Below are 24,799 nucleotides of genomic sequence, written 5' to 3' on the forward strand. Positions count from 1 at the left end.
ACAGCATGTCCATACCGAAGGAACGGATAGATGTTCTGCTCGTGGAGCAGGCCTATTACGACAGTCGTGAAAAAGCGAAAGCCGCCATTATGGCCGGCTTGGTATATGTGAACGAGGAACGGATTGAGAAGGCGGGGACGAAGGTTCCCCGGGACGGAACGATTACGGTGAAGGGCGCGGTCCATCCTTATGTAAGCCGGGGCGGCTTGAAGCTGGAGAAGGCGATTCGCCACTTCGGCCTCTCGATGACGGATGCCGTCATGCTGGATATCGGCGCTTCGACAGGCGGTTTTACCGATTGCGCCCTTCAGCATGGCGCGCGCTACGTATATGCCATCGATGTCGGATATAACCAGCTTGATTGGTCGCTTCGCAATGACGAGCGGGTGCATGTCATGGAGCGGACCAACTTCCGGTATACGGAGCCGGATCATCTGCAAGGACCGGTTCCGGATACAGCGACCATCGATGTATCCTTTATCTCGCTGAAGCTGATTTTGCCGCCGCTTCAGGCGCTTATCGGCAAGCCGGGCCGGGTCATCGCGCTGATCAAGCCTCAATTCGAGGCGGGAAGAGAGAAGGTCGGCAAATCCGGCGTCGTCCGCGATCCGGGGACGCATGAACAGGTGCTTAGGGAGATATTGGACTTTGCCGCATCGTTGGGCTTCCGCCTGGAAGGATTGACCTATTCCCCCATTACGGGAGGAGAAGGCAATATCGAGTTTTTGGCTTATTGGAGCGTGCCGGAAGGCGGCTCGCCGGAACCTGCGGCCTCCCGCGAGCAGATTCACGCGGTCGTCCAGGAAGCCAATTCGGCGTTCCGCTCGACCTCTTAGTTCGATTCCATCCGCTGAAGCTCATCCGGGACAGACATCCGACGGATGAGCTTTCTTTATGTATTGGCAGGCACCGGCGGTGCGCTTTCCATCATGGCGGGGTGGTGATTCCATTGAGCGATATCTGGGTAATGGGATTGATTTTCATCGGTATATTGATCTGGATCGGCTCCGGCGTGCGGAGGTACGCCCATTCTCCCGAGCCGATGGAGGATGTCTGCCTGAGCGACCGGTTTCCGGAAGATGAGGAGGCGATACAGCTCGTCGAGGATGCCGGGTATGAGCTGATCGGCGGCAAGTTCTGCATGCCCCTTCACTTCACGATGGACGGAGAGGACATCGATGCCCGCATCTGGATCGATATGATCGCGAAACGCGACAATCAATGGTATATTGTTCGTATCGCACGCGAACGGATGCAGCTCGATTGGGACGGCAGCGGCATGAAGCGGCAGTGGATGCCTTACTTCGCCGCCTATCCCGACAGCGCCGGCCTGCTCGTCGTCGATATGTTGGAACGCCGGGTCCGGCTGATTCGGATGGACTGGGGGGAAGCCTATGTCCACGGCGATTAAGGCAATACTAACAATAGGAACAACCCTAACAATAGCAACAACCGGCTCGCTTGCTGCGGCCAAAGGCCAAGAGTAGAAGGAACAAAAACGGAGGGCTCACATGAAAGGTCAACGACATATCAAAATTAGGGAAATCATAATGAACAACGAGATCGAAACCCAGGATGAATTAGTCGATGCCTTACGGAGCGCAGGCTACCACGTGACGCAGGCTACCGTATCCAGGGACATGAAGGAGCTGCATTTAATCAAAGTTCCGATGAAAGACGGGCGGTATAAATACTCGCTGCCGGTCGATCAGCGCTTCAATCCGGCCCAAAAACTGAAACGGTCGCTGCTCGATAACTTCATCAGCATCGACAGCACGGAAAATCTGGTCGTAATTAAATGTCTGCCGGGCACGGCGAATGCCATTGCCGTACTGATGGATAACATCGAGTGGCCGGAGATTATGGGCACCGTCTGCGGAGACGACACAATACTTATCATTTGCCGGACCAAGAAGGAAAGCGATCAAGTCGTAGCGCAAATTGAAGAGTATATTTCGTAAACGGCATCCTGGGAGGGGAGTCCATGTTAATCGCATTATCCATAACGAATCTGGCGGTCATTGAATCCGTTCAGCTCCAGTTTCATCAAGGCTTTCATGTGCTGACCGGGGAGACGGGCGCCGGTAAATCGATCATTATCGATGCGCTCGGATTGATCGGGGGAGCCCGCGGTTCCTCGGAATTCGTGCGCTATGGCTGCGATCGGGCGGAAGTGGAGGCATCCTTCGATCTGCCCGCCGACCATCCGGCCTGGGAAGCGATCGCGAAGCTGGGCATTCAGGCGGATGCGGAAGAATTGCTGATTATCCGCCGGGAATTAACGGCCAACGGCAAGAGCATGTGCCGCATCAACGGCCAGATGGTCAATCTGACGATGCTGCGCGAAGTGGGGGAGCTGCTTATCAATATCCACGGCCAGCACGAGCATCAATCCCTTCTCAAGGTAGAACGGCATCTGGACTGGCTTGATGCATACGGCGGGGAAGAGCTGGCTGCGCTCAAAAAGCGGTACCGCGAAGAATTCGGCTGCTTCATGGCGCTGCAGCATGAGCTGAGTCAGTTGAAGCAGACGAGCCAGCAAGCTTATCAGATGCTTGATCTGTACCGTTTTCAGATTGAAGAGCTTCACAATGCCGGCCTCCAGGTAGGCGAGGATGAATTATTGGCGGAAGAAAAGCGCAAACTAGCAAATGCCGAGAAGCTGATGGATCACGTCAATCACGCATATGAGCGGTTGTATGGACAAGGCGCGATGGATGCGGTCAGCGTGGCTATCGCGAAGCTGGAAGACGTGATGCCGTATGATCCGGCCAAGTTCCAGCCGATGGTGGAACAGCTTCAGACCGCCTACTATCAATTGGAGGATGCGGCATACCAGCTGCGCGACTACCGGGAGAACATCGAATTCAATCCGGAGCGGCTGGAACAGATCGAGGATCGGCTGGAGCAGTTGAATGGATTGAAGCGGAAATATGGGGCGACCGTGGAAGAAATGATCGCTTATGGCGAACGGATACAGGCCGAGGCGGACAAAATCGAGCACAAGGATGAGCGGATTGCCGCGCTGGAGAAGGAAAGCGAAGAACGGCTGGCGAAGCTGGCCAAGCGGGCGCAGGCATTAAGCGATGCCAGACGGGAATTGGCCGATAAGCTGACGAAGCGGATCGAGAAGCAGCTTCAGCATCTTCATATGGAACGAACCCGTCTCGATGTCCGTCTCGAACGGCTACAGGACGGACAAGGCTTCGACGTGAACGGAGTGAACGTCCGGTTCACAAAGAACGGTTGGGACGATGCGGAATTTTTGATTTCGCCGAATCCGGGCGAACCGCTGCGGCCATTGCACAAGATCGCATCCGGCGGGGAGTTGTCGCGGATTATGCTCGCATTGAAGACAATATTTGCCGAGATGGATCGCATTCCGGTGCTCGTGTTCGATGAAGTGGATACCGGAGTAAGCGGCCGGGCGGCACAAGCGATTGCGGAGAAGCTGGCCGAAGTGTCCCGGAGCGGGCAAGTGTTCGCGATTACCCATCTCCCGCAAGTGGCCTGCATGGCGGATCATCATTACTACATAGAGAAGCTCGTTCGGGACGAGCGCACATCGACCCAGGTAACGGAATTGCAGGAACAAGGACGTGTTGCCGAACTGGCGCGCATGCTTGGCGGCGTGGAAGTAACGGAAAGAACCCTGCATCATGCTCAAGAAATGCTGAAGTTGGCTGAACGTCAAAAAGGTGCGTAATTCAAGGGCTTGAGGAATGATTTTCACTCATAAAACGCTGGGGTCAAGGTTACCTTAATGTTACGAAACGGGCACGCCCTTTTTCGTCAAAGCTTCCGTCAACAAAGGAGTGTGACACCTTTGAACCCCAACGCAAAACGGCTGCTCGGTCTTATGCTAGCCATTATTGTTTGTTTATGCTGCACCATAGCCCCTTTCCGCACCTACGCGGCTTTGCCGAATCATCTGCGCCTTTTTGAAGGAGAACACAAGGAACTGAATCTGGTCATGCCTGTGCAAGCGCAGGCCACCGTGGATCGGCCCGATATTCTGAAGGTGAACGGGCAGAGCGAGCCCTCTTTCCGCTTATCGCTGCAGAAGCCGATCTCGCTCCAGTCCTCCCAGACCGGGCAGGCTGAATTGAAGCTGAAGCTGTTCGGCGGCATTCCGTTGAAGACGTTGAAGGTGAATGTCGTTCCTAACCTGCGGGTCGTCCCCGGGGGACAAACGATCGGCGTCAAGGTCAAATCGTCCGGGATTCTCGTCGTCGGGCACCATCTTGTTCATGTCGGACCTGAGCGCAAAATATCGCCGGGTGAAGAAGCAGGCGTCCGGTTAGGCGACATGATTATGAGCATGAACGGGACCCGCCTTAACGATGTGACCAAGGTGGCGGATATCGTTCGCGAAGCCGGCGAGAAGAAGCAGGCGATTGAATTGGTCATTCAGCGGGGCGATACCGAGATTAAGACGAAGCTGAAGCCGGCCTATGATGTGGAGGACAAGACCTGGCGGCTCGGGTTATATATCCGGGATTCCGCCGCGGGCGTAGGGACGCTTACGTTTTATGCTCCCGATCAAGGGGTGTATGGCGCGCTGGGCCATGTGATTACCGACATGGATACCCAGACCCCCATCACGGTAGGCCAGGGCGAAATTGTTCAGTCCAATGTAACTTCCATCTCCAAAAGCCAGAATGGGGAGCCTGGCGAGAAGCGGGCTCATTTCCTCAAGGAAGGCCGCGTCTTGGGAAACATTGAACGCAATACACCGTTTGGCATTTTTGGCAAAATGACGAATCAACCGGAGCACAGTCTGTACAAGGAGCCGATTCCTGTCGCTTTCAGCGAGGAAGTGCAGGAGGGCCCCGCCGAAATGCTTACGGTCGTCAACGGCCAGCAGGTGGAACGATTCAAGCTGGAAGTGGTTCATGTGACGAAGCAGACGTCACCGGCCACCAAAGGGATGGTCATCCGCATTACAGACCCTAGATTGCTGCAAAAGACCGGGGGCATTGTCCAAGGGATGAGCGGAAGTCCCATCATACAGAATGGCAAGCTCATTGGCGCGGTTACTCACGTGTTCGTCAATGATCCGAGCTCCGGCTACGGTTGCTTCATTGAATGGATGCTGCAGGATGCGGGCGTGGTGCTCTCGCCGCCCCCGACCTCCAGCAGAGAAGGCTCACACGCTGCGTGAGCCTTCTTTTTTCTGCGCTGATTCGCCTTTTGCGTGTCGAAGGAATGCGAATGATGTAGAAAAAATGAATAACTATACATTATAAATCATGTTCCTAAAAAAATAAAGAAAAAAAGTTTTCGACAGAAGGAATTTCATTATTGGTGTCGAATAAGTTATTCTTGTAGAGGAAAGCCAACGACATCAATGCTCGGGAATGCTAAACTTTGACAAGGGAGGATCAGAAGTTGCAAAAGATCGAAATACTGTTAGCGGATGACAACCGAGAATTCACGAACTTATTAGCTGATTTTTTATCAGAACAGGAAGACATGGTTGTCACCGGTGTCGCCTACAATGGCGAAGAGGTGCTTCAATTCCTGGAACAGACGAGAGCGGTGCCTGATGTGCTCATTCTCGATATTATTATGCCTCACCTGGACGGTCTGGGCGTGTTAGAACGTTTACGCAGTATGAATCTGTCCCCGCAACCGAAGATCATCATGCTGACCGCATTCGGCCAGGAGAGCATTACGCAGCGTGCCGTGCAGCTCGGCGCGTCCTATTATATCCTGAAGCCGTTCGACATGGATATCCTGGCGAACCGCATCCGGCAGTTGGCTGGCGTCGCTTCGACTCCGTCCGTCGGCAGCTCCAGTGCCGGCAGCTACATGACCTCCTCCAAGTCGAATGTCGTCCAATTGGGCAAGACCAAGAATTTGGATGCAAATATTACGTCCATCATACATGAAATCGGCGTTCCGGCGCATATTAAAGGATATCAGTACTTGCGCGAAGCGATTACGATGGTGTATAACAACATCGAAATTCTCGGCTCGATCACGAAAACGCTCTATCCGGCCATTGCCGAGAAATACAAAACGACGCCGAGCCGCGTCGAGCGCGCGATTCGCCATGCCATCGAGGTGGCCTGGACCCGCGGCAACATCGACAGCATCAGCCGCCTGTTCGGCTACACCATCAATATCAGCAAGTCGAAGCCGACGAACAGCGAGTTCATCGCGATGGTCGCAGATAAGCTGCGGATTGAGCATAAGGTGTCGTGAAAGGATTAGCGGTGTGAGTTATACCATGCCAAGGCCTATGGCAGGAATGGCCATAACTATCCGAAAATGGCTGATTTGATTTAGCAAATATTTAATGGATAGCTACAACAAATACCACTTGTTTATTGGGTTCCTACAAACCAATAAAGGAGTGGTATTTTGTTGTTTTTAGTCCCCAGCCAATCCAAATAACTCAGGTTGGTTCCCTTAATACCCGCACGTAATGGGTAATGAAAAAGCTTCGGTTTCACTATTTTTCTCCAAAGATGGCTTTGATCGAAAAGTGAGGAAAATATAGTACCTCAGGCTTATGTAATATAGAAATGCTAACCAAATTAAGTGGGTCTATGGTATAATCTTACTATCCAGTCCCGACGCTTCTACTAATCTCCTAATTAAATAACAAAATTGTCAAGGGGAATTGTACATGTCTATTTTCAAACAATTATTCGGACAAAAAAGGACAATCCAAAACCCGATTTTCATCAAGGACTTTTCAAAAGATAATCATCAACTGTCCGCCCTTAATGAACTCCTTACTAAGGTTGTAGATGGGGAAAAGAAAGATAACATTGAGAGGGATATTAAATATCTTAAATATGGACTTGATGGTGAAAATAATGTTTACTTCGAACTAAAAAATTCGTTCCTGCCCATATTATGTTTACATGATGTTAGGGTAGTGTATGAAGATTATGTTGCTCAGCTTGATTTCGTCGTCATTTCCAATAAGTTCACATGTATTTTAGAAACCAAGAAGTTAAGCGGGAATATCACTATCGACCAGGATGGTAACTTTGTAAGAACATTGAAGAATAGGTTTGGAAAAGAATACAAAGAGGGAATTTATAGTCCTATTACTCAAAATGCGAGGCACATCGATATCATCAAATATGTTTTGGCAAAAGAACTGAAAATTAATAATATGCCAATCTTATCGCTCGTCGTAATGGCTAATCCCAAAACCATAATCAACAAGTATAGATGCCCTGAAGAAATAGAAAAATCCATCATCAAATACGACCAAATCAAAGTAACACTGGGAAGATATCTGAATGATAAAGCAAATACATATAGCTTACCTGAAAAGGACCTGTATAATATTGCAAATTTGCTAGTCAAGTTGAACACACCATTGAATATAGATTTAGTCGAGAAGTATCAGCTTGCAAATGATGATTTTCAAAAAAAGGATGAAGCTCAGCTCCGTGAGGAATTAACAACATATAGACTCCAAACTTCAAGAGCAGAGAACATCAAGGCATACTACATCTTCAATAATAATGAGATGGAAGATATGATAGCTAAATATCCAAGAACAGAGGAAGAATTACTCGCTGTTAAAGGCTTTGGAAAAGCGAAAATGGAGAAATACGGCGCTGCGATTCTAGGTATATTCAATGGATGATAAAATAATAATCGCGTATTAAAGAACCCGAAGTTGATCAAATGCACTTCTTAGAGTAGACATTGGACCCCCTAGGTCCGATGAATTCTAGGGGGTGCATTTTTATGAGTCTTTGCAATGTCTTCCGAAGAGGGCCTGACTTAACTTTTTTTATTTTGTCGTTTACTTTGCCCGTAGGGTAAAGCGTACAGTGAAATGGAACAAAGATTGATATGTAAAATATTTCGTCCGTAAAAATCGAAGAATGGAGGTGACCTCGTGTTATCGATTGGAGAATTCTCAAAGATATGTGGCGTGTCTACAAAAACGCTTCGCTATTATGATGAGATCGGACTCATCCATCCTGATGAGATTAATCCGGAAAACGGTTATCGGTATTATTCGATCAAGCAGCTCAAAAAGATGCCCCTGATTAACCGTTTGAAATCTTATTATTTTTCTCTGGAAGAAATTAAAGACATTTTGGATTGGGAAGAGGATCAATCCGAAGAGAAGCTTCGTCCTGCCCTGAACCGCAAGCGAAGGGAAGTACAGGAAAAGATAGATGCTTTCGCGTATGCCCTAAATCAAATGAACCGTGATATTTCGAATTTGGAGAAGGGCATGCCAATGATGGCACATCTTGACCATATAGAGGTGCAGCTTGTTGAAACGCCGCCAATGAATATCCTTTCTATCCGGCAGTTGATGAGCAGTGATGATTATGCTGCAGGCTATGGAACGTATTTTAGCGTGCTCTATGCAAAGATTGCTACTGAAACACTCACCCTGCTTGGTGCGCCGATGACGATTTATCACAGCCCGGAATACAATCCGGCCGGCAACGACACAGAGTTTGCCATCCCGGTAGCGGAAGCGGTAAAGGGAACGAGGCATGTGCCCGGAGGCCTCTGTGCGAAATCTGTGCTGCACGGTTCATATTCCGAATTGACATCGGTATATGCCAGACTGAGGGAATGGATAGAAAATGAAGGCTATGAATTGGTGAAGTCACCCTATGAAGTGTATATAACCGACCCCAATCAAGCGGCCGTTCCTGAAGACATCGTTACCGAGGTATATTTTCCTGTAAAGAAAAAATAACGTCTTGTAGAGAGGTACCTATCATGCAAAGAAGTTACTGGCCAACGACAGAATGGCAAGCCGCAGACCTTGCAGCTTTGGAAATGGACGCTGACAAGCTGTGCATGCAGCCCGATTGGGTAAAGTACACACTGGATATGCTGGGCCAAAAAGGGAGTATCGGAGCTTTCAAATATTCTACCGCCGGGGCGCACCTGCTGTCAGCCATTATCACTCGCAGCACAGGAAAAAGCGCCCGCGAGTTTGCCAACGAGCGTTTATTTAAGCCGATCGGCATGAGAGAAATCCCGAATTTCGAAATGAAATCATTCGGCTTTGACGACTTATTCGGGAAAAACGTGAAAGGATGGGTTACGGATCCTCATGGCAACTCCACGGGAGGGTGGGGACTTACGTTAACTCCCCGGGATATGGCACGGTTTGGCGTTTTGTATCTGAACCGTGGCATGTGGGACCATCATCAGGTGATTTCCGGGACATGGATTGACCAGTCAACGGAGATGAACCCCAATCATTACGGTTATCTATGGTGGTTGCGCGAAGAGGACGGAGTTTTTGCCTACTCGGCACTAGGCGATGGCGGTAATGTCATTTGCTGCATTCCGGAAAAGGAACTGGTCGTTGCCATTGCATCCGAATTCAGCATGAATCCGCGTGATCGTTGGACACTGATTAAGGAAGGCATTATTCCGGCTGTACTGGATTAAATATATAATCACTTAACGACGCTGCGGAAGAGGCGAATGTTAATTTCTCGCGAATACTTCAAGATGGATTGAAATCGTATCTTGGCGTAACCGACCGCAAGTCATACGAAAAAGGCCCTGTTGAATAATACGGGATTTAACTGATATTCGTCGCCTCTCATACGTATCTGCGCTCCTGAAGCATGGGGAGAATGATTATAAGGCGGGATAAACCCATATGCGTCTGTCCTGACTGATGGGGAGAGTGCGAATAAGGTGAGGGGGGATGACCTTATTTGGCCTCCAGGGAGTTGCGCTTCATGAATATAAGCATGCTGTGAAGGCAAAGCCCCACAAGCGGAATATCCCGCCGGGGGCTTTTTCCATTATGTAACCGAAATCCAAAAGTCGTGCGGTGTTGACCCCATTTCAATGCGAGCGATGAGCAGGGGTGATTCTGGCATGTCTCTGTTTTAACCTCATCAAGTTAGAGCTGCTTTACGATGTTTTTTCCGGCTCATTCGATAAATCGATGTCATATTCCATTCTTTTGGCCGTGCGTTCGGCAACGTCCCGGTCCAGCAGCCGGCTGACGAGATGGAAGGACATATTGATGCCCGCCGAGATGCCGCGGGATGTGACGATATTGCCTTCATCGACATATTTCACGTCCCGCTTTACCGTCAGGTTAGGGTAGTCCTTTTCCAAGCGATCGTAGGAATTACAATGGGTGGTTACGGTCTTGCCGTCGAGCAATCCGGCTTCGGCCAAGATTAAGGCTCCGGTGCAGACGGAGGCCATGATGTTTACTTCATCCATGCGGCTCTTCACCCATTGAGTCGTCGTCTTGTTGTACATTTCCGTCCGGCTTCCCGGTCCGCCGGGCACGATGAGAATATCGAAGCGAGGCGCATTGTCATAGCTGTAATCGGGCTGTACTTTCAAGCCGTTCCGCGCGATTACCAGCTTGCCGTCTTCTGACACGGTTTGGACGAGAAAAGGTCTGGCTGCAGGGTTAGTCGAATGCTCCGTTACGGCGAATACTTCAAATGGCCCTGCAAAATCAAGTACCTCTACGTCGTTATACAGCAAAATTCCTACATGAATCACGGCTCTTTGATTCCTCCTTTATCCCATTTGGCTGTTGCATGCTGCCATTTTATCAGGCTGTTCACGGAAAAGCATGACGATAAAGGGCTATAAAATAAGAATAAATTTTGAATGGCCAGGTTTTGGAAATCAATCCGGTTCGCCGGGATGGGATGTGCGCTGCACGATTTTTATTGGAGAATTCGGCGAAATACGGTAAAATAGACGAGCGTTGAAGGAATAGCCGTATACGTCTGCGTCGAAAATAAGACTTCCGTGTGCGGCAGCCATCCGCTATATACATACAAAACATGACTGTGCAATAAAGGGGTAGCCAGCAACGATGAATGCTTATTTATTTCCGATCAAAATCGCGTTGATTACGTTTCCGATCGCGGCGTTTTTTCTGACGCTCCCGTTTTTAATCGTGCAGTACCGCAAATACGGCTATGTGAATAAGGTACGGTCAGTGGTGCTGTACTCGATGCTGCTGTATTTTATTTCCGCATACTATCTCGTCATTCTGCCGCTGCCGGCCAATCGCGACAACTGCGTGCCTGGCGGCAGCGGGGTATTTTCGCAGTGGATTCCATTTACATTCATCCGTGACATTATGAAGGAGACGAATGTCGTCTGGTCACAGCCTTCGACCTATGTGCAGATATTAGGGGAGCGGGCATTTTGGCAGGCGGCCTTCAACGTCGCTCTAACGCTGCCGCTCGGGGTATATTTGCGTTATTATTTCCGGAAATCGTTCCTCGGGACGACGCTCATTGCCTTTATCGTGTCCCTCTTCTTCGAGACGACGCAGCGCACGGGCTTGTACGGGCTGTATGCATGCCCATACCGGCTGTTCGATGTCGATGATTTGCTTCTCAATACGGTCGGCGGGATGCTTGGATTTTTGCTGGCTCCCTTGATTACGTATTTCCTGCCGCACAGCAGCCAACTGGATGCGGACGTGGATCTGACGCGCAGGCCGGTCGGCTTCATTCGCCGGGCCATCGCGCTGTGGCTCGACTATTTGTGCATCGGCTTTATTTACTGGATTATCGCCATATTTATGGTCGCGGCCAACGGCAATGACGTGGATCGCTTCCTGAATTATTTGCAGTCCAACGGATGGGTGCTGGCGGCCACGATTTTTGTTTATTTCATGCTGATGCCGCTGTGGACGGAAGGGAAGACATTTGGCAAATGGGTGACGCGCATTCATCTGATCGAGGACCGCTTGGCGGCGGATCCGGTGCGGACGAACAAACTTTCTTTCAAAGGTCTGCTCATCCGGTACGGCTTGCTGTATTTCGGCATTGGCGGGATCAATTATGTGTTTTTCTACGTGCTGAATTCCGGCTATCTCGTCGAACTGGGCGGCTTCGCGCCGATCGTCATCATTTTATGGCTCGTCTTCAATGCATTCGTCGGCCTGCATGTGCTGCTGCATATTTTCCGCCGGGATAAGCGTCTTTTTTATGAGAAAATAAGCGGCACCCGCAACGTCATCACGATCCCGGAGCGCATGCTGCCTTACGCGGGAACGGCTGACCCGAAGGAGACGAAGGAGGATGCGGAAGAGAATCCGCCCGTTTGCCGCACGATGGAGTTCCAGGACGGATCGCAGTTGATCATTCGGGCGGATGCCGTGGCGGAGCCGGAGAAGGAGCAGTCATCCGAAGAACGCGCGGCGCCTCGGGATGCTGACTCGGGCGAGCCCGATGGAGGGGCGCAGCGGGAAGAGGCGGCAGCCGAAGGCGAAGCGAAGGAATGGAGCCGGCAGGAGCAGGTAGAGAAGGAATTGGCGCGGCTTCGCGCCAAGCTGAATCAAGACCGGTCCGATGATAAATAGAGGAAAAGCAAAAACGGTCTCCGACCGTCCGGAAGGGCGGGGAGACCGTTTTGTGCTATGAAGAGGCAGGCGGGTCGGAAGATGAATTGTCGCGGGCATCGGCCTGCTGCTGGATCATCGGCTTGAACGAGGCCGGCCGCGGACCCTTCTTTTTGCGGAAGCGGGGAGCGACATAATTCCGCTTGCGGTCGCGGTAGAATACCCAGCCGCCGATAAAGGCGACTCCGATGGCGAACATGGCGAAGCCTCCAAGGAAAGGAAGCCAGCCGAAGGATGGAGCGGCGAGGCAGTCATTCCCATGGTCGGCGATGTAATCGAAGATGACGTTCTTCATCGTCAGAAAGCCGAAGGTCGCTAGCAGGCCCGGAATGACGAGCAGCAATATGGCAATAAAGCGGGTTATCACATGCGTATCCTGTCTCATGAATTGATCACCTGTCGGAATATGTTCATTATTACCTACATTTCATCTTACCTGGAAAACGGGGGATTGTCTATTCGGATCGCGCCCTGGAACGCGGGCGCCTGACAGATTCAGGTTTGGCGGCGCCGGAAAAAGGGAGTACAATAGAACCATTGGATTCGGACGATAAAGGAGTGCTTGGTATGACAAAGCAAGTCGATGTAGCCATTTTGGGCGGAGGAACGGGCGGGTATATCGCGGCCATCGCCGCGGCGCAAGCCGGCAAATCGGTCGTCGTCATTGAACGGGAGAAGCTGGGCGGAACCTGCCTGCACCGCGGGTGCATTCCGAGCAAGGCGCTGCTGCGCAGCGCGGAAGTGTATCGGGAGGCGGTGAACGGCTCGGCCTACGGCATCGAGGTCGAGGGCGTGAAGCTTCGCTTCGACCGTGTCCAGGCCCGCAAGCGGGACGTCGTCGAGAAGCTGCATCAAGGGGTCTCGCTGCTGATGCGGAAGCATGCGATTGAAGTGATTTACGGCACCGGGCGGGTCATGGGGCCGTCGATTTTTTCGCCGAAGAGCGGCTCGGTGGCGGTCGAGTACCCGGACAAGGAGGCCGATACGATTGTGCCGAAGCATCTCATTATCGCGACCGGATCCCGTCCGCGGATGCTGCCGGGACTGGAAGCCGACGGAGAACTCATCGTTACGACGGATCAGGCGCTCGAATGGGAGCGGCTTCCGGAGCGCGTCGCCATTTTGGGAGGCGGCGTCATCGGCGTCGAATGGGCATCGATGCTGACCGACTTCGGCGTGGAGGTCGATGTGATCGAAGCGGGAGAACGGATTGTCCCGATGGAAGAGGAAGATACGGCGCGCGAGCTCCAGCGGCAATTGGCGAAGCGGGGCGTCCGCTTCCATACGAAGGCGGCGCTTCAGCCGGAGGCAATACATAAAGATGAAGAGCGGGGAGAAGTTCATCTCATCCTTGAAGAAAACGGGGAGAGCGTAAGCATAAAAGCGGACAAGCTGCTCGTATCTATAGGAAGACAGGCCAATATCGAGAATATCGGTTTGGAAAATGTCGGCCTGGAGACGGAGGAAGGGTTCATCCGCGTCAACGAGTGGATGCAGACGAACGAGTCCCATATTTATGCGATTGGCGACGTGATCGGCGGCCTGCAGCTCGCCCATGCCGCGGCGGCCGAAGGGCTGACCGCCGTGCGCCATCTATGCGGCGATACGTCGGTTGGTTATGACTCGCGGAACATTCCGCGCGCGATCTACTCGCGTCCGGAAGCGGCCTCGATCGGCTGGACGGAGCGTGAAGCGAGAGCCGCCGGCCATGACGTGAAGGTAAGCCGCGTGCCGCTGCATGCGGTCGGCAAGTCATTGGTGCACGGAGAGCCGGAAGGGTTCGCGAAGGTGATTGCGGATGCACGGTCCCGCGATCTGCTCGGCGTCCATATTGTCGGGCCGCATGCGACCGAGCTGATCGGGGAAGCTTCGGCAGCCATGCTGCTGAACGCGACCGCATGGGAGATGGGGCAGGTGAACCGGCCGCATCCGTCGCTTTCCGAGATAATGACCGAAGCGATGCTTGGCATAGAAGGCAAAGCGATTCATATCTGACACATCCGGGCGCGGAAGCTTGACCATAGCTGACGTTTTCTTTTTCAGAACGATGAGAGTATAATATGTTTAGAGTCAAGTCTTAGTACCAGGTATTATACTCGCGACAGACTTGAATGTAGAAGGAGGTCTGCTTCATGACGCCGGAAGCGAATACTCGTCAGAAGACGAGGCATGAGTCCCTCGGGCTCTCGGATGAACAGGCGATTGACATGTACCGGAAGATGCGGCTTGCCCGCATGTATGATGAACGGGCGCTGCTGCTGCAGCGGGCGGGAAAAATCAATTTTCACGTGTCCGGCATCGGTCAGGAAGCTGCCCAGATCGGCGCGGCATTTGCATTGGATAAAGAAAAAGACTATTTTTTGCCCTACTACCGCGATTACGGCTTCGTCCTGTCCGTCGGTATGACGATACGAGAATTGATGCTGGCCATTTTTGCCAAGGCCGAGGATCCGAACAGCGGCGGCCGGCAGCTGCCGGGCCATTTCGGCAGCAAGCGTCTTCGCATCGTAACCGGATCGAGTCCGGTGGCGACGCAAGTTCCGCATGCCGTAGGCATTGCGCTGGCGGCGAAGATGCGCAACGAAGAAGCGGTCTCCTTCGTCACGCTGGGCGACGGCTCGAGCAACCAGGGGGATTTCCACGAGGGCTGCAACTTCGCGGGCGTGCATAAGCTGCCGATGATCGTGATGGTGGAGAACAACCAGTATGCTATCTCCGTTCCCCTGGACAAGCAGGTGGCGGGCCGCATCAGCGATCGGGCATTGGGCTACGGCTTCCCGGGCGTGCGCATCGACGGCTGCGACGTGCTGGAGGTGTACCGCGCCGTCAAGGAGGCGCGCGATCGGGCGCTTCGGGGCGAAGGTCCTACCCTTATCGAAGCGGTCATGTACCGGCTGACTCCGCATTCGACTTCGGACAACGATATGGTCTACCGGACGAAGGAAGAAGTGGAGAAGAACTGGAAGAATGACGCGCTGCCTCGTTATAAGGCGTATTTGATGGAATGCGGCCTCTGGTCGGAGGAAGAGGACGCGAAGCTCGCCGCGGACATCAAATCGTTGATGGATCGCGAGCTCGCCTACGCCGAGCAGGCGGCCTTCCCGGCTGGCGAAGAGGCGCTGCGGCACGTCTATGCGGAGGAGGAAGCTGGCACATGGCGGTAATCGATTATATTGACGCAATACGAACGGCAATGAAGGAAGAGATGGAACGGGATGCCGACGTATTTGTGCTGGGCGAGGATGTCGGCGTCAAGGGCGGCGTGTTCACGACGACGAAGGGGCTGTATGAGCAATTCGGCGAAATGCGCTCGCTCGATACGCCGCTGGCCGAATCCGCAATCGCGGGCGTCGCGATCGGCGCCGCGATGGTCGGGATGAAGCCGATCGCGGAAATGCAGTACTCGGACTTCATGTTCCCGGCTACGAACCAGATCATCAGCGAAGCGGCGAGAATCCGCTACCGCTCCAACAATGACTGGTCCTGTCCGGTTGTCATTCGCGCTCCGATCGGCGGCGGAGTGGCCGGCGGACTGTACCATTCGCAATGTCCCGAATCGGTCTTTTTCGGAACTCCCGGCTTGAAGATCGTCGCTCCGGCTACGCCTTATGACGCGAAGGGACTGCTCATCGCGGCCATTCGCGACCCGGATCCGGTATTATACTTCGAAAATAAAAAATGTTACCGCATGATTAGCGGGGAAGTGCCGGAAGGCGATTATGTCGTTCCCATCGGAAAAGCGAATGTCGTGAGGGAAGGAAGCGATATTACCGTCATCTCTTACAGCCTGCCGGTCCATATGGCGATGCAGGCTGCGGATGAACTGGCCAAGGAAGGAATCAGCGCGCATATTCTTGATCTGCGCACGATTCAGCCGCTGGATCGGGAAGCGATTCTCGAAGCGGCGGCGAAGACGGGCAAAGTGTTGATCATTCATGAAGACAACAAGTCGGGAGGCGTCGGCGCGGAGGTCTCCGCCATTATTGCGGAAGAGCTGCTGTTCGATCTGGACGCGCCGATCAAGAGATTGTGCGGCCCGGATATTCCGGCGGGCCCGTACAGCCCTCCGCTGGAGAAATTCTTTATGCTGAACAAGGATAAGGTCAAGGATGCCATGCGCGAGCTGGCGTTGTTCTAAGGACGGGAAGCGGCCGGACTGGCGGAACGCCGGCATGCGCTCATGCACGCCAGCGCAAATTCGCCGGATCCGGCCGGTTGTCAAGAACGGGAGTGAGATTCAATGTCTGATGTTAATGGGAAAGAAATCACCATGCCGCAGTTGGCCGAATCGCTCGTGCAGGCCACGATCGGCAAATGGCTGATGCAGCCCGGGGATTCGTTCGAGGCCTATGAGCCTATCTGTGAAGTCATTACCGATAAAGTCGTCGCCGAATTGCCGGCTACCGAAGCGGGCGTCATGGAACAGATTATCGCGCAAGAGGGCGAGACCGTCGCCGTCGGCGCCGTCATCTGCCGCGTCCGCACGGAAGGCTCCGCCGTTCCGGCGGACGCGGGACAGGCGAACAAGCCATCCGCCGCGCAGGGCGGCGGCCAGGCGCCAGCTTCCGCCGGGCAAGATATGAGCGGGCGCTACTCGCCTGCCGTCCAACGCCTGGCGTACGAGCATGGCGTCGATTTGACCCGCTTGAAGGGTTCCGGCTTAGGCGGCCGGATTACGCGGAAGGACGTGCTGGCCGCCGTCGAGTCGGGCGCTTCCGCCTCTGCTGGAGGAGCCGGTGCGGGCGCGCAGACGCCTCGCCAAGCAGAGCCGTCGGCTCCGTCCGGCACGGCAGCCTCGGCGGCTTCATCGGATGCACTGCCGGATGCGGCTCAAGTGCCGGTGCGCCATTCAGGGCTCCATCTGGCGGATTCGCCGCGCATACCAACCATCGAAGTAGAGGAGGCCGGCCGCGGGGAGACGTTCATTGACGTGACGCCCATCCGCCATACGATCGCCAGCCGGATGCGGCAAAGCGTCTCCGAGATTCCGCATGCGTGGACGATGATTGAAGTCGACGTGACGAATCTCGTGCTGCTGCGCAACAAGGTCAAGGACGAATTTATGCGCAAGGAAGGCTTCAACCTGACCTATCTCGCGTTCGTGCTGAAGGCGGTCGTCAACGCGATCAAGGATTACCCGATCATGAACTCGGTCTGGGCCGTCGACAAGATTATCGTCAAGCGGGACATTAACCTGTCGCTGGCGGTCGGCACGGAGGACTCGGTGCTGACGCCGGTCATCAAGCACGCGGATCAGAAGAACATTGCGGGCCTCGCCCGGGAAATCGACGAGCTGGCGCGCAAAACGCGAGAAGGACGTCTCAGACCCGATGATATGCAGGGCGGAACCTTCACCGTGAACAATACGGGCTCGTTCGGCTCGATTCTGTCCTACCCGATTATCAACTACCCGCAGGCGGCGATTCTGACGTTCGAGTCGATCGTCAAGAAGCCGGTCGTCATCAACGACATGATCGCGGTCCGCTCGATGGCGAACATGTGCTTGTCGCTGGATCACCGCATTTTGGACGGCGTCATTTGCGGGCGTTTCCTGCAGCGGGTGAAGGAGAATTTGGAAGGTTACACGCTCGATACGAAAGTGTATTGAGAGATAAACGCGGCATGAGCGGAACGAGAGAAGACTTTTTATAGAAGAAGGCGATATCAGGATGAATGGAACGGCAGAATCTGCACAAGGCGGGAGAAGACTTCGTGTTCATCATCTGGGCTTCACCGACTACGGCGAAGCGTGGGAGCTGCAAAAAAGCATCGTGAAGCAGGTCGATAGCGGCGAGCGCGACGATACGCTGCTGCTGCTGGAGCATCCGCCGACCTATACGATCGGATCGCAGCGGCATCCGGAGCATTTGCTCCTCTCTCCCGAGCAATTGAAGGAGCGAGGCATCGCCGTCTATCAGATTGACCGCGGCGGGGATATCACTTACCACGGTCCGGGGCAGCTTGTCGGCTATCCGCTTCTGCTGCTCGAAGGGAAGCGGATCGACCTTCACGGCTACTTGCGTTCCCTGGAGGAAGCGATCATTCGGCTCCTCGCTTCGTTCGGGATCACAGGAAGCCGCAAGCCGGAATATACGGGCGTCTGGGTCGGCGACGTGAAGCTGGCGGCTATCGGCGTCAAGTTCAATAAATGCCGCCGGCACCGGGGCTTCGTGACGAGCCACGGCTTCGCCCTGAACGTCAAGAGCGGCATCCAGGCAGGCGGCTTCAGCGGCATTGTGCCATGCGGAATCAGCGAGTATGGAGTCACTTCCCTGGAGGACTGCACAGGCATGGAATTTACGGTAGAGGACGTCGGCAGGCTGCTGCTGCCTTACTTGGCCGAGGTGCTGGAGTACGATCAGGCGATCGTCGAGCCATTGGAAGCGTTGAGCAGATAGCAGCGGTTTCAGCCGCAGGGGTTCCCGCCTCTGCATAGGCGGAAAGGCCATGTACGGAGCGGCGGAACAAAGGCGCGCGGGAATAGCGGGAGGGCAGGCGTCCTGCGGGGAACAGCTTGTCCCTCCCATTCCGGATGCGGGCTGTCAGCCGTACAACAATGGCTCGATCAGCACGAGCGCGGTGGATACGAGCATGGCCGCCAGCATCAGATAGACGATGATTTTGAACCACTTTTTGGATTGCATGTAACGGGTAAGCTCCTTTCTTCAGCGAACGCTGAATTTCAGATCATTACCCCTATTGTAACGAACAATTCGTCAGGAGGAAAGCGAATATGGTTCAACAGGATAGAGTAGTGAAGCATTTCATGGAATTGGTGCAGGTGGACAGCGAGACGAAAAACGAGCGCGCGATCTGCGACGTGCTCAAGCAGCAGTTCGAAGCGCTCGGTCTGCAGGTGACCGAGGACGATACGGCTCAGACGACGGGGCATGGGGCAGGCAACCTGATCGTGAACTGGCCGGCAACGCCGGGACAGGAAGGCAGCACCCGCCTGTTCTTCACTTCCCATATGGATACCGTAAAGCCAGGCAACGGCATCCGTCCGCAGCTCGGAGACGACGGATACATACGCAGCGATGGCACCACGATTCTCGGATCGGACGACAAGGCCGGTCTGGCGGCCATGTTCGAAGCCATTCGCGTCATCACGGAGACGAATCGCCCGCATGGCCAGGTTCAATTCGTGATTACGGTCGGCGAAGAATCGGGACTCGTCGGCGCCCGCGCCATGTCGGCCGATCATCTGCAAGCCGATCTCGGCTACGCGCTCGACTCGAACGGAGAGGTCGGCGCTATCGCGGTGGCGGCGCCGACGCAAGCGAAGATTTCGATGGAGATTTTCGGGAAGTCGGCCCATGCCGGCGTGAATCCGGAGGATGGCATCAGCGCGATTCAGGTTGCCAGCAAGGCGATTGCGCGCATGCCGCTGGGACGCATCGATCACGAGACGACGGCCAACATCGGCCGCTTCGAGGGCGGCGGCGCCACGAATATCGTCTGCGACTATGTGAAGCTGGACGCCGAAGCGCGCAGCATCGTGCAGAGCAAGGTCGAAGCCCAGGTGAAGAAGATGAAGGAAGCCCTGGAGAGCGCGGCAGCCGAATACGGCGCCCGCGCGGAATTCAAGAGCGAGATCGTCTATCCGGCGTTCAATTTCACGGAAAAGGATGAGGTCGTGAAGCTGGCGCAGCGCGCCATCGAGCGAATCGGATCCGTCTCCCGTCTGTTCCATTCCGGCGGCGGCAGCGACGCCAATATCTTTAACGGCATGGGCGTGCCGACGGTCAATCTGGCCGTAGGCTATGAAGATATTCATACGACGAGCGAACGCATTCACGTGTCCGATCTGGTACGCACGAGCGAACTGGTCGTAGCCTTGATCGAAGAAGCGGCGAAGGCGTAAGCGGCCGGGCCGGGCGGTTCGATGGAAGCCTGTACGTGCGGACCGCGCCGGGATCGATCCGTGCCGCGCTGGTTAGGCAGGCTTCGGGCCGCTCCCGGCCACCTGAAGGAGGAGAGACGATTGTCCTTCATTCATCATTCCTCGATGTTCGATTTTCAATATCGCAATACGGCGCCTTACGAGACGCCGTATTTCCATTCTCATGCCAATTATGAGATCTATCTGTTCCATTCCGGCCATGTTCATTATTTGATCGGCGATCAGATCTATCTCCTTCAGCGGGGAGATTTGATTTTGATGCACGGCTTGACGCTGCACCGGCCGAATATTGACACCCGTTATCCGTATATTCGCTCCATCATTCACTTCGATCCGCGCTATGTAGAGGCGATCCATGCGGCAGGCGATGCCGCGCGGGAGCTGCTGCGCCCGTTCCGGTCCTTGAAGTACGCCCGCTTGCGGCTGTCCGAAGGCCAGGTCGACGAAGCGATGCGGCTGCTCGGCCGCATGAGCCTGATGGGGGAACGCGGGGACTTCGTCGGCATTCAGCGGCAGCGCCTTGCATTTCTCGAATTGCTGTACTGTATCTATGATTGGTGCCAGGAGCCGCTAGCGGAACGGTCGGCGGAAGGTGAGCCCGAGATCCGGGTGCAGGAAGCGATACAGGTCATCGAAGGCTGCTATCAAGAGGAGATTACGCTGGAGGACATCGCCAGCCGCCTGCATATGAACAAGCATTATCTCAGCAAAGTGTTCAAAGAAGTGACCGGTACCACGGTCTTTACGTATCTGTACCACCGCCGCATCAATCAGGCGAAGATTTGGTTTTTAACCGAACCGGATTGGTCGGTAACCGAGGTGGCGATGCGGGCGGGGTTCAAGCATCTATCGCATTTCTCCCGCCTGTTCAAGCAAATGGTCGGGTGTTCGCCGGATCAATACCGCAAGCAGCTTCAAGCTTCCGAGTCAGGGTAACCTGACCGGAAGCTTTTTTTGGCTGAACGGACGGAACAAGGCAAGGTTTTTTCCGGCGGATGCGGCTGCTCGTTCTTCCGAATGCCAACCACAGTTAAATGCGTCCCGGAAACGCTTAATCCGATGAAAGCGCAGTCAGCCCGTCTTGTGATACGCTACGTACAAATGCAACCGTTCCGGCTGCGTTCCAGCTCATTATTCGTCAGTTAAGGAGGAAACGCGAGTGGATACCGTACGAATCGGCGTTATCGGATTAGGAAATATGGGGAGCGCGCATGCGAAGTGCATCGCGCGCGGCGAGATAATCGGGGCGGTATTGGCTGCTGTCTGCGACAGCGTTCCCGGCCGCCGGGAGTGGGCGAAGTCCGAATTGGGGGAGCATATCCCGTTTTATTCGACAGAGGAGGAGATGCTGGCTTCCGGGAAAATTGATGCCGTACTGATCGCGACCCCTCATTACCATCACCCGCAATCGGCGATCAACGCCTTCGGGCATGGGCTGCATGTCCTGATCGAAAAGCCGGCCGGGGTCTATACGAAGCAGGTCCGGGAGATGAACGAGCGGGCGGCGCGAAGCGGCAAAGTGTTCGGCATTATGTACAATCAGCGCAGCCAGCCGATCTATCAGAAGCTCCGCGATCTCATTCAATCGGGAGAGCTGGGCGAGATTCGGCGGACGAACTGGATTATTACGAACTGGTACCGGCCGCAGAGCTACTACAATTCAGGCGGCTGGCGCGCGACCTGGGCGGGCGAAGGCGGCGGCGTGCTCATCAATCAGGATCCGCACCAGCTAGATCTGTGGCAGTGGACGACCGGCCTTGTGCCGAAGCGGATGCGGGCGTTTTGCCGCTTCGGGCATTACCGGGACATCGAGGTCGAGGACGATGTTACCGCTTATGTGGAATATGAAAATGGAGCGAGCGGCGTATTCGTCACGACGACCGGCGAGGCGCCGGGCACGAACCGCTTCGAGATCACCGGGGATCGGGGCAAGGTCGTTATTGAGCACGGAAAGCTGACGTTTTGGCGGCTGAGGGTGCCGGAGCCGGAGTTCAACCGGGAATATGACGGCATGTTCGGTCAGCCTGAATGCTGGAAATGCGACATCCCGGTCCATGGACAGGGCGGCGAGCACCGCTTCATTATTCAGAATTGGACCGACGCCATCCGGACAGGGGCGCCGCTGCTTGCGCCGGGCGAGGAAGGCATCCACGGCCTGACGCTGTCGAATGCGATGCTGCTGTCGACCTGGACGGACGACTGGGTGACGTTCCCGCTGGATGAGGAGCGGTTCCATGCGGAGCTGCAGAAACGGATTGCCCAGTCCCGTTATTCGCCCGATGCGCCGGAAGAGGCGCGGGCTCCGGCGGATATGAGCCGTTCATTCGGCTCGTAGCCGCCGGCAGCCGGTCAGCAGGCTGGGGCAGGCGGAACCGGTTACGGCGGCTGAAAAACAGGGAGAAGGAGGTTGACTGCGATGAACCAGGAAGAACAGGCGATTCGGCAGATGGCGCACGAGGTCGTGAAGCAGTGCGCCGTCACCGATATGCATACCCATCTGTATGCGGAGAACTTCGGTCCCCTGCTGCTCTGGGGGATCGACGAGCTGTTGACTTACCATTATCTGATTGCGGAAATGTTCCGGCATTCCTCCGTTCCGGAGGAAACGTTCTGGGGGTGGAGCAAGGAGCGGCAGGCGAATCACGTGTTCCAGACCTTATTCGTCGAACGTTCTCCCGTCAACGAAGCGGCGATCGCGGTCGTCGGCATATGCCAGCGGCTCGGCATGCCAATCGCAAGCCGCAGCATCGAGGCGCTGCGGGAAGCGTGGGCGACGGTCAGATTATCGGGGCATATCGATCATATTTTCCGCTTGGCGAATGTGAAGCAGGTCGTGATGACCAACGACCCGTTCGATCCGTTGGAGCGTGCGGTCTGGCACAGCGGCGGCGTGCGGGATTCCCGGTTCCTGGCGGCGCTTCGGATCGATTCCTTGCTGCTGGACTGGGAATCGGCCTGTCCGAAGCTGCAGGCGGAAGGCTTTGCGGCGACGGCGGAATGGGACGGGCCGGGCGGCGAGCAAAATGTCCGCGAAGCGAGACGGTTCCTGAAGGAATGGGCGGTGCGGATGAAGGCGGTCTATATTGCCGCTTCCTTGCCCGGAACGTTCCGGTACCCGGATCACGGATGGCGCAGCCGCATGCTGGACGAGGCGGTTATCCCCGTCTGTCAGGAGCTGAACCTGCCGCTGGCGCTCATGATTGGCGTCAAGCGCCAGGTCAATCCGGCCTTGCGGCTGGCGGGAGACCGCGGGGAGCGGACCGACGTCGGCATGCTGGAGCGGCTGCTTGTCCGCCATCCGTCCCAGCGGTTCATGGTAACCCTGCTCGCCCGCGAGAATCAGCACGAACTGGCGGTGCTGGCCCGTAAATTTCGCAATCTGCTCCCTTTCGGCTGCTGGTGGTTCCTGCATACCGAATCGATGATCGCGGAGATGACCCGGATGCGGACCGAGCTGCTTGGCACCTCCTTCATTCCGCAGCATTCGGATTGCCGGGTGCTGGAGCAGTTGATTACGAAATGGGACTATTCGCGCAGCACGATTGCCGAAGTGCTGGCCCACCAGTATATCCGCCTCGCACGGGCCGGATGGAAGGTATCGCGGGATGAGATGGAACGGGATGCGGATGAATGGTTCAACCGTCAATTCCGGACGTTCGCCGGCATCGCGCCGGCCGGAGCTTGAGGATGGGCAAGGAGGTTGAATATGTCGCAGTGGTTTGATTTGCACGGCAAGACAGCGGTCATTGCCGGAGGAACGAGCACGCTGGGCCGAGCGATGGCCGAGGCGCTGGCCGCGCATGGCGCTAAGGTCGCCATCATCGGGCGCAACCCGGATGCCGCCGCCGAAGTGGTTAAGCGGCTGGCCGCGGCGGGAGGGGACGCCGAGGCGTTCCTGGGCGATATGACGGACGAGCGCGATATCGAGCGCGTTCACGCCGAAGTGATGCAGCGCTGCGGAAAAGCCGATGTACTGCTGTACTGCCCTGGAGTGAACAGCGCGACGCCGTTTTTCGAGCTGGAGATGGAAGAGTGGGATCATATTATGAACGTCAATGTGAAGGGCGCCATCCGGATGTGCCAGCATTTCGGGAAGTCCATGATCGAAGGCGGCAGCGGAGGCTCCGTTATTCTTATCTCCTCCGTCTCCTCGGATCCGCCGTTATCCCGCGTGTTTTCCTACTCCATGTCGAAGGCGGCCCTGAACAGCATGACCAAATATTTGGCCCGGGAGTTCGCTCCGCACGGCGTCAGGGTCAACGCGATCATCCCCGGCTTCTTCCCGGCGGAGCAGAACCGGGCGATTCTGTCCCCGGAGCGGGTGGAAGCGATTATGCGGCATACGCCGATGGGAAGGTTCGGCAGCCCCGAGGAGCTGCAAGGGACTGCCGTCTGGCTGGCGTCCGAGCGGGCTTCGGGCTTTGTGACCGGCGCATTGATCCGCGTCGATGGAGGCTTCGGAGCGATGACGATTTAGAGGACCGCAAGCCCTTTAAACAACTGTCACTGAACCTTAAATAACTGTCTCTGTATAA

The 24,799-nt window shown here is 55.0% G+C and carries 22 protein-coding genes and 1 pseudogene; 20 read left to right on the forward strand and 3 right to left on the reverse strand.

The window, feature by feature from the left end:
- Positions 1-5: 5 nt before the first annotated feature.
- The 9 genes and pseudogenes from ABD76_RS14285 to ABD76_RS14325 form a co-directional block, all read left to right on the forward strand.
- Positions 6-836 carry a TlyA family RNA methyltransferase gene (locus tag ABD76_RS14285; RefSeq protein ID WP_197257875.1) on the forward strand — a complete coding sequence of 277 codons (831 nt, stop codon included), beginning with the start codon at positions 6-8 and terminating at the stop codon, positions 834-836.
- 104 nt (positions 837-940) lie between these two features.
- Positions 941-1,411 (forward strand): LolA-like protein, encoded by a 471-nt coding sequence (locus ABD76_RS14290; protein ID WP_338125125.1) that lies wholly within the window; start codon positions 941-943, stop codon positions 1,409-1,411.
- Positions 1,412-1,511: 100 nt separating this feature from the next.
- Positions 1,512-1,961 (forward strand): transcriptional regulator AhrC/ArgR, encoded by a 450-nt coding sequence (gene ahrC, locus ABD76_RS14295; RefSeq protein WP_197257877.1) that lies wholly within the window; start codon positions 1,512-1,514, stop codon positions 1,959-1,961.
- Between the two features lie 23 nt (positions 1,962-1,984).
- Positions 1,985-3,706, forward strand: a complete 1,722-nt coding sequence (gene recN, locus ABD76_RS14300; protein WP_197257879.1) for a DNA repair protein RecN — start codon at positions 1,985-1,987, stop codon at positions 3,704-3,706.
- 120 nt (positions 3,707-3,826) lie between these two features.
- Positions 3,827-5,164, forward strand: a complete 1,338-nt coding sequence (gene spoIVB / locus ABD76_RS14305; RefSeq protein ID WP_197257881.1) for a SpoIVB peptidase — start codon at positions 3,827-3,829, stop codon at positions 5,162-5,164.
- Between the two features lie 227 nt (positions 5,165-5,391).
- Positions 5,392-6,210 carry a sporulation transcription factor Spo0A gene (spo0A, locus tag ABD76_RS14310; RefSeq protein ID WP_197257883.1) on the forward strand — a complete coding sequence of 273 codons (819 nt, stop codon included), beginning with the start codon at positions 5,392-5,394 and terminating at the stop codon, positions 6,208-6,210.
- Positions 6,211-6,637: 427 nt separating this feature from the next.
- Positions 6,638-7,618, forward strand: a complete 981-nt coding sequence (locus ABD76_RS14315) for an NERD domain-containing protein (protein ID WP_197257885.1) — start codon at positions 6,638-6,640, stop codon at positions 7,616-7,618.
- A 258-nt stretch (positions 7,619-7,876) separates the two neighbouring features.
- A complete protein-coding gene (locus ABD76_RS14320) occupies positions 7,877-8,701 on the forward strand; it encodes a MerR family transcriptional regulator (RefSeq protein ID WP_197257887.1) in 825 nt (274 codons plus the stop codon).
- Positions 8,702-8,793: 92 nt separating this feature from the next.
- Positions 8,794-9,408: pseudogene (locus ABD76_RS14325) on the forward strand (serine hydrolase domain-containing protein); the annotation flags it as partial.
- A gap of 477 nt (positions 9,409-9,885) precedes the next feature.
- On the opposite strand, the gene ABD76_RS14330 reads toward ABD76_RS14325, so the two are convergent.
- Positions 9,886-10,497 carry a DJ-1/PfpI family protein gene (locus tag ABD76_RS14330; protein ID WP_197257891.1) on the reverse strand — a complete coding sequence of 204 codons (612 nt, stop codon included), beginning with the start codon at positions 10,495-10,497 and terminating at the stop codon, positions 9,886-9,888.
- Between the two features lie 322 nt (positions 10,498-10,819).
- Between ABD76_RS14330 and ABD76_RS14335 the strand changes: the two genes are divergently transcribed.
- Positions 10,820-12,322 carry a VanZ family protein gene (locus ABD76_RS14335; protein WP_197257893.1) on the forward strand — a complete coding sequence of 501 codons (1,503 nt, stop codon included), beginning with the start codon at positions 10,820-10,822 and terminating at the stop codon, positions 12,320-12,322.
- Positions 12,323-12,377: 55 nt separating this feature from the next.
- Here ABD76_RS14335 and ABD76_RS14340 read toward each other — a convergent pair whose 3' ends face one another.
- Positions 12,378-12,746, reverse strand: coding sequence for a DUF2627 domain-containing protein (locus ABD76_RS14340; protein ID WP_197257895.1), 369 nt, complete (start codon positions 12,744-12,746; stop codon positions 12,378-12,380).
- Between the two features lie 182 nt (positions 12,747-12,928).
- Between ABD76_RS14340 and lpdA the strand changes: the two genes are divergently transcribed.
- The 5 genes from lpdA to lipB all read left to right on the forward strand — a co-directional run bounded on the left by lpdA (position 12,929) and on the right by lipB (position 18,759).
- The gene (lpdA, locus tag ABD76_RS14345; RefSeq protein ID WP_197257897.1) at positions 12,929-14,356 is read left to right on the forward strand and encodes a dihydrolipoyl dehydrogenase; all 1,428 of its coding nucleotides are present in this window, start codon (positions 12,929-12,931) and stop codon (positions 14,354-14,356) included.
- A 137-nt stretch (positions 14,357-14,493) separates the two neighbouring features.
- Positions 14,494-15,525, forward strand: a complete 1,032-nt coding sequence (locus ABD76_RS14350) for a thiamine pyrophosphate-dependent dehydrogenase E1 component subunit alpha (RefSeq protein ID WP_197257899.1) — start codon at positions 14,494-14,496, stop codon at positions 15,523-15,525.
- A complete protein-coding gene (locus tag ABD76_RS14355) occupies positions 15,516-16,499 on the forward strand; it encodes an alpha-ketoacid dehydrogenase subunit beta (RefSeq protein WP_197257901.1) in 984 nt (327 codons plus the stop codon). The genes ABD76_RS14350 and ABD76_RS14355 overlap by 10 nt, the downstream gene beginning before the upstream one ends.
- A gap of 102 nt (positions 16,500-16,601) precedes the next feature.
- Complete coding sequence (locus ABD76_RS14360; RefSeq protein WP_197257903.1) at positions 16,602-17,969, forward strand: dihydrolipoamide acetyltransferase family protein; 1,368 nt, start codon at positions 16,602-16,604, stop codon at positions 17,967-17,969.
- A gap of 61 nt (positions 17,970-18,030) precedes the next feature.
- Positions 18,031-18,759, forward strand: a complete 729-nt coding sequence (gene lipB, locus ABD76_RS14365; RefSeq protein WP_197257905.1) for a lipoyl(octanoyl) transferase LipB — start codon at positions 18,031-18,033, stop codon at positions 18,757-18,759.
- 144 nt (positions 18,760-18,903) lie between these two features.
- Here lipB and prli42 read toward each other — a convergent pair whose 3' ends face one another.
- Entirely contained in the window at positions 18,904-19,005 is a 102-nt protein-coding gene (gene prli42, locus ABD76_RS14370; RefSeq protein ID WP_087442602.1) for a stressosome-associated protein Prli42, read from the reverse strand.
- Between the two features lie 89 nt (positions 19,006-19,094).
- Between prli42 and ABD76_RS14375 the strand changes: the two genes are divergently transcribed.
- From ABD76_RS14375 to ABD76_RS14395, 5 genes are all read left to right on the forward strand, one after another.
- Positions 19,095-20,225, forward strand: coding sequence for a M20/M25/M40 family metallo-hydrolase (locus ABD76_RS14375; RefSeq protein ID WP_197257907.1), 1,131 nt, complete (start codon positions 19,095-19,097; stop codon positions 20,223-20,225).
- A 120-nt stretch (positions 20,226-20,345) separates the two neighbouring features.
- Positions 20,346-21,200 carry a helix-turn-helix transcriptional regulator gene (locus tag ABD76_RS14380; RefSeq protein WP_197257909.1) on the forward strand — a complete coding sequence of 285 codons (855 nt, stop codon included), beginning with the start codon at positions 20,346-20,348 and terminating at the stop codon, positions 21,198-21,200.
- 223 nt (positions 21,201-21,423) lie between these two features.
- Positions 21,424-22,599: a Gfo/Idh/MocA family protein gene (locus ABD76_RS14385; RefSeq protein ID WP_197257911.1), complete on the forward strand. Its 1,176-nt coding sequence runs from the start codon at positions 21,424-21,426 to the stop codon at positions 22,597-22,599.
- A gap of 81 nt (positions 22,600-22,680) precedes the next feature.
- A complete protein-coding gene (locus ABD76_RS14390; protein ID WP_197257913.1) occupies positions 22,681-23,949 on the forward strand; it encodes a glucuronate isomerase in 1,269 nt (422 codons plus the stop codon).
- Between the two features lie 21 nt (positions 23,950-23,970).
- Entirely contained in the window at positions 23,971-24,741 is a 771-nt protein-coding gene (locus ABD76_RS14395) for an SDR family oxidoreductase (RefSeq protein WP_197257915.1), read from the forward strand.
- Positions 24,742-24,799: the final 58 nt, after the last annotated feature.

This window comes from Paenibacillus dendritiformis (assembly GCF_015845845.1).
Classification (GTDB): domain Bacteria; phylum Bacillota; class Bacilli; order Paenibacillales; family Paenibacillaceae; genus Paenibacillus_B; species Paenibacillus_B dendritiformis_C.